We start from the raw sequence: 3,162 nt of genomic DNA, 5'->3' as shown, positions 1-3,162 counted from the left end.
AAACTCAAGGACCGCTGATGGATCAACTGGCCTTCCTGCTGACTTACAAGGGCGCCGTGGTGCTTGGCACGCTGGCCGTGCTGCTGGTGGCGGAACGGCTGTTCCCCATGGCGCGCGTGGTGGGCGGTGTCAGGCGCGTGGCGCGCAACCTGTCGCTGGCGGGTGTGAATGCGGTGCTGTCCTGGGCGGTGGTGGTGCCGCTTGCGGCCTTCACGGCCTCCCACGCGCTGGGCTGGCGGCCGGAGTGGTGGAGCGGCTGGCAGGGGCTGCTGCTCGACCTCCTGATCCTCGACTGCTGGATCTATTGGTGGCACCGGGCGAACCATGAATGGCCCTTCCTCTGGCGCTTCCACGAAGTGCATCACCTGGATGAGTTCCTCGACGCCAGTTCCGCGCTGCGCTTCCATTTCGGCGAGGTGCTGTTGTCTTCGCTGGTGCGCGCGGGCGTCATCCTGCTGCTTGGCGTGCCGCTGCTGAGTGTGGTGGTGTTCGAGACGCTGCTGGCGCTTTCGGCGATGTTCCACCACTCCAACCTGCGCCTGCCACCGCGGTTCGAGCGCGCGCTGTCCTTCCTTATCGTGACGCCCTCGATCCACTGGGTGCACCACCATGCCATCCGCCGCGACACGGATTCGAATTACTCGGCCCTGCTGTCCGTCTGGGACCGCCTGTTCCGCAGCCGCAGCGCCACGCAGCGCACGCCGGACATGCCGATCGGCACCGAGGGGCGCAAGGAACGGCCGCTGAGTGGCCTTCTCATGAGGCCGCTGGAAAAGCCCTGACTGGCACGCCCCGTGCAGCGCAAAGCCTCGCGGGGTGGGACGTGGCGCAAGTCTGTCCCACGGCGGCACAGCATGGGGCATTATGGGAGCGCTGGTCTTGGCGGGAGGCGCATCGACACCGGAACGGGACGGGCTGACCGGCGCCCTGCGCGAGGCGCGGCGGGCCGAAGCGGCCCATTTTGAGGCAACGCTCGAACTGCGCGACTCCAAGTCGCTGCGCCTGCAACTGCTCAAGGACGACCTGTTGCCGCTGGTCGACTCCGTGCCAGAGGCCCGGGAATTGTTCGACCTCGCGCTGGTTCCCGGCGAACCGCCAAAGCTGTGGATCGACCTCATCTCCTTCGTGGTGATGGAGCCCGATCCGCGCAGCTACCGTTTCCTGCAGCACCGCCAGGACCGGCGCGAGATCCTGCTGGAGACCGCCGACCGGGAGTTGATGGCGGCCGCCATCCGCCGCCATATGGCGCACCTCATGGTTGCACGCGAGCGCCAATCTGCCGCCAGCGCGCCCGCCGGGCCGCCGCCGGGCTACAGCTCTGCCTCGCTGATCTTGTCCTGGGTGTCCGGCTTCGCCTTCGGGGCGCTTGCGCTGCTCGGGCTGGCCATTTATCTTGGATTTCTAAAGCGTTGATAATAAAAGTTTATTTCTTGTTGCAGCGCGTTACAAACTGAAACAACAAGTGATTTCCGCGGAATCGTCCGCCCTGTTACTGAAAATGCACGGGTGACGCGTAAGCCGGGGGGCTGAGCGGAATCTGCAAAAGATTTCGAGTGCAGGGGTTTTCGACAATATGCAAAGCGCGCTGAAGCGGAGCCACGATGCCGCCGGTCCGGGGTCTCCGACGCCGACCAGTAACCGTAGCCTCACTCAGGATCTCGCCGGATTTCAGTCGCTTGCAGAAGGCCTCGACTATGCCGCCCGTGGCGTGACCGGCTTCAATTTCTATTCCGCGCGCGGCGAACTGCAGTCTGTCCTGCCCTATGCCGAACTCCGCCGCCGGGCCCAGGCCACTGCGCGCAAGCTGCTCTCCCTCGGCCTCAGGCGCGGGGAGCGCGTGGCCATCGTTGCCGAGACCGGGCCTGACTTCATGGCGGTGTTCTTCGGTTGCCAGTATGCGGGGCTGCTGCCCTGCCCGATGCCCTACACGATGTATATCGGGGGCAAGGAGTCTTACATCGAGCGGGTGGCCGGCATGCTGTCTGCGGCCAAGGCCGGCACCGTGGTCGCCAGCGAGGAGTTGCTGGGGCACATCAGCGAGGGTGCGGCCCGGGCTGGCGTGTTCAGGGTGCTGAGCCATGCCACGCTGCAGGCGCTGCCTGAAGCCGCCGCCAAGCTTGAGCCCTTCGGCCCCGATGAAGAGGCCTATATCCAGTATTCCTCCGGCTCCACCTCGAGCCCCAAGGGCGTGCTGATCTCGCAGAAGGCAATCATCGCCAATGCCCGTGGCATCCTGCGCGAGGGCCTGAGGCTGACGCCGGATGACCGCGCCTTCTCCTGGCTGCCGCTCTACCATGACATGGGCCTCGTGGGCTTCTGCCTGTCGCCCATGCTGGGGCAGGTGACTGTCGACTTCCTTGCCACCACGAGCTTTGCCCGCCGCCCGGCGCTGTGGCTGAAGCTGATGTCCGACAACGCCACCACCATCACCTATTCGCCGAGCTTCGGTTATGACCTCGCGGCCCGCCGCATCAATGGCGATGCGGTGACGCTCGACCTGTCGCGGCTGCGCGTCGCGGGCATCGGTGGCGACATGGTGCGCGCCGACGTTCTTGAGAGCTTCGGCGCGATCCTTTCGGTCGCCGGTTTCCGGCCGCAGGCCTTCCTGCCGAGCTACGGCATGGCCGAGACCACGCTGGCCATCTCCTTCGTCGACGCGGAGCAGCCCATCCGCATCGACCGGATCGACCGTCAGGCGCTCAAGACAATGGGCCGCGCCCTTCCCGCCAGCGGCGAGTCTGCGCGGAGCTTCGTCGTCTGCGGGCGCCCGCTGGCCGCAAGCACGGTGGAGATCCGCAGCGAGCATGGCGCGGTGCTGGGCGCGCGTGAAATCGGCCGCATCTTCGTCAGGACGCCGAGCCTGATGTCGGGCTATTTCCACAATGCGGAGGCGACCGCCACGGTGCTGGGCGGTGACGGCTTCCTCGACACCGGCGACATGGGCTACTGGCTTGACGGCGAGATCGTCATCACCGGCCGCGCCAAGGACCTCATCCTGCACAATGGCCGCAACATCTGGCCGCAGGACATCGAATGGGCGGCCGAGCAGATCGAGCCGCTGCGCTCTGGCGACGTCGCCGCCTTCGCCGTCGAGGGTGATGATGGCGAGGACGAAGTGACCGTGCTGGTGCAGTGCCGCCTGCAGGATTGTGCCGCCGTCGC

General features: G+C 66.3%; 3 protein-coding genes. All 3 read left to right on the top strand.

Features of this window, described 5'->3' with window-relative positions; translation table 11 throughout:
* The coding region (locus tag ACILRA_RS21400; RefSeq protein WP_395664068.1) for a sterol desaturase family protein at positions 1-782 on the top strand (782 nt) is incomplete at its 5' end.
* A 97-nt stretch (positions 783-879) separates the two neighbouring features.
* The gene (locus ACILRA_RS21395) at positions 880-1,413 is read left to right on the top strand and encodes a hypothetical protein (RefSeq protein WP_395664067.1); all 534 of its coding nucleotides are present in this window, start codon (positions 880-882) and stop codon (positions 1,411-1,413) included.
* A gap of 160 nt (positions 1,414-1,573) precedes the next feature.
* Positions 1,574-3,162, top strand: a 1,589-nt coding sequence (locus ACILRA_RS21390) for a fatty acyl-AMP ligase (RefSeq protein ID WP_395664066.1), incomplete at its 3' end; no start/stop codon positions are given.

Source organism: Aestuariivirga sp., from assembly GCF_044239095.1.
GTDB lineage: Bacteria > Pseudomonadota > Alphaproteobacteria > Rhizobiales > Aestuariivirgaceae > Aestuariivirga.
The sequence above is the reverse complement of the archived record's forward strand: the minus strand, read 5'-3'. Positions and strand labels throughout refer to the sequence as shown.